This window comes from Shimia sp. (assembly GCF_041624275.1).
Lineage (GTDB): Bacteria > Pseudomonadota > Alphaproteobacteria > Rhodobacterales > Rhodobacteraceae > Shimia.
Genome location: NZ_JBFJVE010000189.1, coordinates 1 through 5,640, shown reverse-complemented (window position 1 = coordinate 5,640; position 5,640 = coordinate 1). Strand labels below are relative to the sequence as shown.

The 5,640-nt window shown below is 65.7% G+C and carries 9 protein-coding genes; 6 read left to right on the top strand and 3 right to left on the bottom strand.

Translation table 11 applies throughout. The features are described 5' to 3' along the window. From ABZD10_RS13055 to dnaQ, 3 genes are all read left to right on the top strand, one after another. Positions 1–432, top strand: a 432-nt coding sequence (locus ABZD10_RS13055) for a shikimate dehydrogenase (protein ID WP_372887091.1), incomplete at its 5' end; no start/stop codon positions are given. Next, entirely contained in the window at positions 429–1,022 is a 594-nt protein-coding gene (coaE, locus tag ABZD10_RS13050) for a dephospho-CoA kinase (protein ID WP_372887089.1), read from the top strand. The genes ABZD10_RS13055 and coaE, both read left to right, overlap by 4 nt. Beyond that, a complete protein-coding gene (dnaQ, locus tag ABZD10_RS13045; protein WP_372887087.1) occupies positions 1,015–1,707 on the top strand; it encodes a DNA polymerase III subunit epsilon in 693 nt (230 codons plus the stop codon). Before coaE ends, dnaQ begins: the two co-directional genes overlap by 8 nt. 37 nt (positions 1,708–1,744) lie before the next feature. Here dnaQ and secB read toward each other — a convergent pair whose 3' ends face one another. Beyond that, positions 1,745–2,233, bottom strand: coding sequence for a protein-export chaperone SecB (gene secB, locus ABZD10_RS13040; protein ID WP_372887086.1), 489 nt, complete (start codon positions 2,231–2,233; stop codon positions 1,745–1,747). Between the two features lie 58 nt (positions 2,234–2,291). Continuing rightward, positions 2,292–2,789, bottom strand: coding sequence for an FxsA family protein (locus ABZD10_RS13035; protein ID WP_372887085.1), 498 nt, complete (start codon positions 2,787–2,789; stop codon positions 2,292–2,294). Positions 2,790–2,890: 101 nt separating this feature from the next. Between ABZD10_RS13035 and ABZD10_RS13030 the strand changes: the two genes are divergently transcribed. The 3 genes from ABZD10_RS13030 to ABZD10_RS13020 are packed head-to-tail and all read left to right on the top strand — an operon-like array spanning position 2,891 to position 5,171. Beyond that, positions 2,891–3,553 carry a Tim44/TimA family putative adaptor protein gene (locus ABZD10_RS13030; protein ID WP_372887083.1) on the top strand — a complete coding sequence of 221 codons (663 nt, stop codon included), beginning with the start codon at positions 2,891–2,893 and terminating at the stop codon, positions 3,551–3,553. Further along, the gene (locus tag ABZD10_RS13025; RefSeq protein ID WP_372887081.1) at positions 3,550–4,587 is read left to right on the top strand and encodes a murein transglycosylase A; all 1,038 of its coding nucleotides are present in this window, start codon (positions 3,550–3,552) and stop codon (positions 4,585–4,587) included. Before ABZD10_RS13030 ends, ABZD10_RS13025 begins: the two co-directional genes overlap by 4 nt. After that, positions 4,584–5,171, top strand: coding sequence for a Smr/MutS family protein (locus tag ABZD10_RS13020; RefSeq protein WP_372887079.1), 588 nt, complete (start codon positions 4,584–4,586; stop codon positions 5,169–5,171). Before ABZD10_RS13025 ends, ABZD10_RS13020 begins: the two co-directional genes overlap by 4 nt. A gap of 2 nt (positions 5,172–5,173) precedes the next feature. Here ABZD10_RS13020 and ABZD10_RS13015 read toward each other — a convergent pair. Next, positions 5,174–5,640, bottom strand: a 467-nt coding sequence (locus ABZD10_RS13015; RefSeq protein ID WP_372887077.1) for an alpha/beta hydrolase, incomplete at its 5' end; no start/stop codon positions are given.

The window sequence follows — 5,640 nt, the reverse complement described above, 5'->3', positions numbered from 1 at the left end:
GGCGGCGCGGCGCGGGCGGTGGTGGCGTCGCTGCTGGATGCCGGGGTGCCCGAGATCCTGATCAGCAACCGCACAAGGGTGCGCGCCGAGCAATTGCGCGAGGATTTCGGCACCCGGCTGCGTGTCATCGACTGGGTGCAGGCCGGCAATGCGCTGGAAGAGGGCGCCACCGTGGTCAACACCACCTCGTTGGGGATGGCGGGCAAGCCGGAATTGCGGGTGCCGCTGGACGGGTTGAACAGGTCGGCGGTCGTGACCGACATCGTCTATAACCCGCTCAGGACCGAACTCTTGCAGGCGGCCGCGCAGATCGGCTGCACCACGGTCGACGGGCTGGGCATGTTGCTGCATCAGGCAGTGCCCGGTTTCGAGCGCTGGTTCGGCGTCCGCCCCGAGGTCGACGAGGCCACGCGCGAGGCGGCGCTGCAATGAGCTTTCGCCTCGGGTTGACCGGTTCGATCGGCATGGGCAAATCGACCACGGCGCGGCTGTTCGCCGAAGCCGGCTGCGCGGTCTGGGATGCCGATGCCGCCGTCCATCGCATGTATGCCGCCGGCGGAGTCGCGGTGGCGCCGATTGCCGCCGCCCTGCCCGGCGCGGTCGTCGACGGCGCGGTGTCGCGCGAGCGGCTGAAAGAGATGATCGCCGCCGACCCCGCGGTGCTGCGCACCCTTGAACAGATCGTCCATCCGCTGGTCGCCGAAGACCGCGCCGCCTTTGCCCGCGCGGCCAGTGCCGACATCGTGGTGTTCGACATCCCGCTGTTGTTCGAAGGCGGCAGCGAGACGATGATGGATGCGGTCGTATGTGTCTCTGTTCCACCCGAAGAACAACGAAAACGGGTGCTGGAGCGCGGTACGATGACGCTCGCGCAGTTTGAACAGATCCTTGCCAAACAGATGCCGAACGCGGAAAAATGCGCCCGCGCTGACTACGTGGTCGTCACCGACACGCTGGACCACGCCCGGGCGCAGGTGCGCGAGATCGTCGAAACCATAAGGGGACGGAACAGCGATGCGTGAGATCGTGATGGATACCGAGACCACCGGGCTCGACCCGGCGACCGGCGACCGGATCGTCGAGATCGGTGGTGTCGAACTGTTGAACCACATGCCCACCGGCCGCACCTATCACCAGTATATCAACCCGGAACGCGCGATGCCGCAGGAGGCCTTTGAAGTGCACGGGCTGGGCGACGAGTTTCTGGCCGACAAGCCGGTGTTCAAACAGATCGGTCAGGAGTTTCTGGATTTCATCGGCGACGCCAAGCTGGTGATCCACAATGCCGCCTTCGACATGAAGTTTCTCAATGCCGAGCTGAAATGGATGGGCCTGCCGCAGATCCCCTGGGAGCAGGCGCTGGACACGCTGGCGATTGCGCGCAAGAAATTTCCCGGCTCGCCGGCCTCGCTGGATGCGCTGTGCCGCCGCTTCGGCATCGACAATTCCAGCCGCACCCTGCACGGCGCGCTGCTCGACTCGGAAATCCTGGCCGAGGTCTATCTCGAGCTGATCGGCGGGCGGCAGCCGGATTTCGGCCTTTCGACGGCCAGCGCCGGAAACGGCGCAGACTCGGCCGACGCGCAATGGCGCCCGCAACCGCGCCCCGCGCCCCTGCCCCCGCGCCTGAGCGAGGACGAAAAAAAGGCCCACCAGGACTTCATCGCCAAAATGGGCGAGAATGCCTTGTGGGCCAAATCGGGCTAGGTCGCCGATCCGGCGGCCCCGATCCTGATCGCGGGATTTATGCGGTGCCCTGGGGCTGCTCGGCCTGACGGCGCGCCACTTCCTGGCGATAGAGCTGCATGAAATCGATGTTTTCCAGGTTCAGCGGCGGGAAGCCGCCGTCGCGGGTCACGTCGGACACGATGCGGCGCAGGAAGGGGAACAGAAGCCGCGGGCATTCGATCAGCAGGAAGGGGTGGATCTGCTCGTTCGGCACGCCTTCGATGTGGAAGATGCCGGCATATTCGACCTCGAGCACGAACATCGCGTCTTCGGTGCCCTTGGCCTTGGAGGTGACGTTCAGCTTGATGGTGACCTCGTACTGGTGCTCGGGCTCGCGCTTCTGAGCGTCAAGATTGACCTGCACCTGCACGTCCGGCTGCACTTCGCCCTGAACGCGTTTCTGCGCCAGGATGTTTTCGAATGACATGTCACGGATGAATTGTGCCAGAACATTCATCTTGATCTGGGGCATCGCCTGCGCTGCACCGTTGTCGTTTTCCGACATGGGGTCTCTCCTGAAAATTCAAAAAGTCACGGCTGTCTAGCAGGAAGGCAAACCGGCCTCAATGCTTAGTCCATTCCGAGGGCCGGTGGGTCGGCCGCTTGGCCGGATCAAGCTCGGAAAACTCGCCGTCGATGACCTCGCCCTGCCCCGCCGCCGGGCGCGGCCCGGTGCCTGCCTCGCCCCGCATCGCGCCCATGGCAAAGCTTTGCACCTGCACCCGCGTGCGCAGGAAACGGAACACCGCCACCCGCACTGCCGGCACCAGAAGGGCAAAGCCGAGCGCATCGGTGAAGAACCCCGGCGTCAGCAGCAGCGCGCCGGCGAAAAGGATCATCGCGCCATGCGCCAGCGGCTCGGCCGGGTTGTCCAGCTCGGCAAAGGACCGTTGCAGATTGCCCAGCGCCCGCAGCCCCTGGCTGCGCACCAGATAGGTGCCGGCAATGGCGGTCACCACCACCACCCCGAGGGTCGGCCACAGGCCGATGGCGCCACCGACCTGGATGAACAGCGCGATCTCGATCAGGGGAACACCGACAAAGGCCAGAAACAGCCACATATTTTCATTCTCCAAAGCTTTCCCGCCCGGTGGACTTGATCGGGCACGTGACTTACATAAGTGCGGTAGATGCCTGTTACCATGCCCTTGTCGAGGTCCATATGAATTCGTCGCCCATCATTCAGCTTCTGGTCCTGGCCGGTATCGCGATCTTTCTAATCCTGCGCCTGAAAAACGTGCTCGGAACCCGTGACGGTTTCGAACCCCCGCGCGAGGCGCAACCCGGCATGGCCCGGCGCGGCGGCCCCGACCTCGAAGTGATCGAGGGCGGCCCCGATGCCGACATTCTCGATCATGTCGCCGCCGACAGCGAGGCCGCCAAGGCGCTGGGCGCGATGAAGGCGGTCGAACCGGACTTCAACGTCACCGAGTTCCTGCAGGGTGCGCGCGGCGCTTATGAAATGATCCTGATGGGGTTCGAGAACGGCGATATGGCAAGCATTCTGCCGTTTCTGTCGGAAGAGGTCTATGAGGCCTTCTCGCAGGTGGTGGATTCGCGTGAACAGCAGGGGCTGACCGTGGAAAGCACCTTTGTCGGGGTGCGCGAAATGGTGCTTCAGGATGCCAGCTTTGACTCCGCCGGGCGCGAGGCGGAACTGGTGGTGCGTTTCGTCGGTGAGCTGACCCATGTGGTGCGCGACCGGGGCGGCGACATCGTCGAGGGCGACGAGACCAAGATCAAGCGCCAGAAAGACGTCTGGACCTTTGCCCGCGTCATGGGCACCGACGATCCCAACTGGCGGCTTGTTGCGACGGGCGAATGACCGGCTGGTTCCGGGCGGCGCTTGTGGCGGGTCTGGTGATGACCGGCGCGACGGCGATGTCCGAAACCTCGCACAGCATTCTTGCCTTTTCCGATCTCGACGGCTGGGAAGACGATGACCACGCCGAGGCGCTAAAGACCTTTCTCAACACCTGCGGCGATCTCAGGGCGCCGGACTGGCGCGCGCTTTGCGCCGCCGCCGAGGGTTTCAGCAATCCGCGCAAGTTCTTCGAACTGTTCTTCCGCCCGGTTCTGATCGAGGACGGGGCCGAGCCCCTGTTCACCGCCTATTACGAACCCGAGCTTGACGGCGCGCGGCTGCCGGACGCGCGGTTCCGCTTTCCGCTTTACCGGATGCCGCCCGAGGCGCGGCGCAAGGCGCAATGGCTGACCCGGCGCGAGATCGAAACCAATGGCGCCCTTCAGGGGCGCGGGCTCGAGATCGCCTGGGTCGATGATCCGGTTGAGCTGTTCTTCCTGCAAATCCAGGGCTCGGGCCGGATCCGGCTGGCCGACGGTTCCTTCCTTCGGGTCGGCTATGGCGGGTCCAACGGGCACCCCTATCGCTCGATCGGGGTCGAACTGGTGCGGCGCGGCATCTATTCCGCCCATCAGGTCAGCGCGCAGGTGATCAAGAACTGGGTGCGGCGCAATCCGGAACAGGGGGCAGAGCTGCTGCGCCACAATGACTCCTATGTCTTTTTCCGCAGGATTTCCAAAGTGCCGGCCGACCAGGGGCCGCTGGGGGCGATGAACCGCTCGATCACCCGCATGCGCAGCATCGCGGTCGATCCGAAATACACGCCGCTCGGGGCGCCGGTCTGGCTGGAAAAGGACGGCAAGGAGCCGATGCGGCGGCTGATGATCGCGCAGGACACCGGCTCGGCGATCAAGGGGGCGCAGCGGGCCGATATCTTTTTCGGCACCGGCGATGCGGCGGGCCGTGCCGCCGGCCGGCTCAAGGATCCGGGGCGGATGGTGGTGCTGCTGCCGATCCAGCGCGCCTTTGCCATGCTGCCCGAGGCGGTGCTGTGACCCGGCGCCGGCTGACACCCGAAGAGATCGAGCTGTGGCGCAGGGTGGCGCAGACGGCGGAACGGTTTCATCCCGAACGGCGGCCTCTGGCTGATCCGGCGCCCAAGCCCAAGCCGGTCAAGGTCGCCAAGCCGCGTTTCGGCGGTTTCGAGATCGGCGCCCGGGCCCGTCGCGAGCCGCCGCCGCATGCGCTGGCGCCGGGGATCTCGGACCAGGTCGCCCGCCAGCCGCTGCGCATGGACAAGAAGATGTTCGGCCGCATGAAACGCGGCAAGATCCTGCCCGACGGCAAGATCGACCTGCACGGCATGACCCAGGCCCAGGCCCATCCGGCGCTGACCGCCTTCATCCTGCGCGCCCATGGCGAAGGCAAGCGGCTGGTGCTGGTGGTCACCGGCAAGGGCAAGTCCAAGGCCGATGACGACCCGATCCCGACCCGGCCGGGGGTGCTGAAACATCAGGTGCCGCACTGGCTGGCGATGCCGCCCCTGTCGGGCGCGGTGCTTCAGGTGGCCGAGGCGCATCTGCGCCATGGCGGCACCGGCGCCTATTATGTCTATCTGCGACGCGGCGCGGGCGGCTAGGTTCAGCGGGCCGGCGACAGCACCGCCGGCACCAGCGTTTCGGCAGTGGCCTGGATATGGCGGCTGCTGGCGCCGAGACGGCCCAGCAGGGTGCGGTTGCCGGGTTCGACATGGCCCGGCAGGTCATTGGCGGCGGCAATGAGGGCGATCAGCGCCGGCGATTCCGCCGCCACGAAATGCGAATTGGTGTCGCGATCGCTGAAATCCGTCAGATCGACAAAGGTGATCGGCAGATCGGACAGGGTCGCGGCGCTGTTGCCCAGCCCGAGCCGGTCGCGTTCGAGGCTGACCCGAGTCGACAGGCGCAGCGCGACGTCTTTCTGCGAGGTGACGACGATGAATTCACGCGGCAGGCGGCGCATGTCTCCGGTCTGGGCGCGGAACACGTCGACGGAAATGTCGGGCGACATCAGCACCACCGCATCGACGTTCTGCGCCACCCAGCCCGGCCGCTTCAGATCGGCCTGGC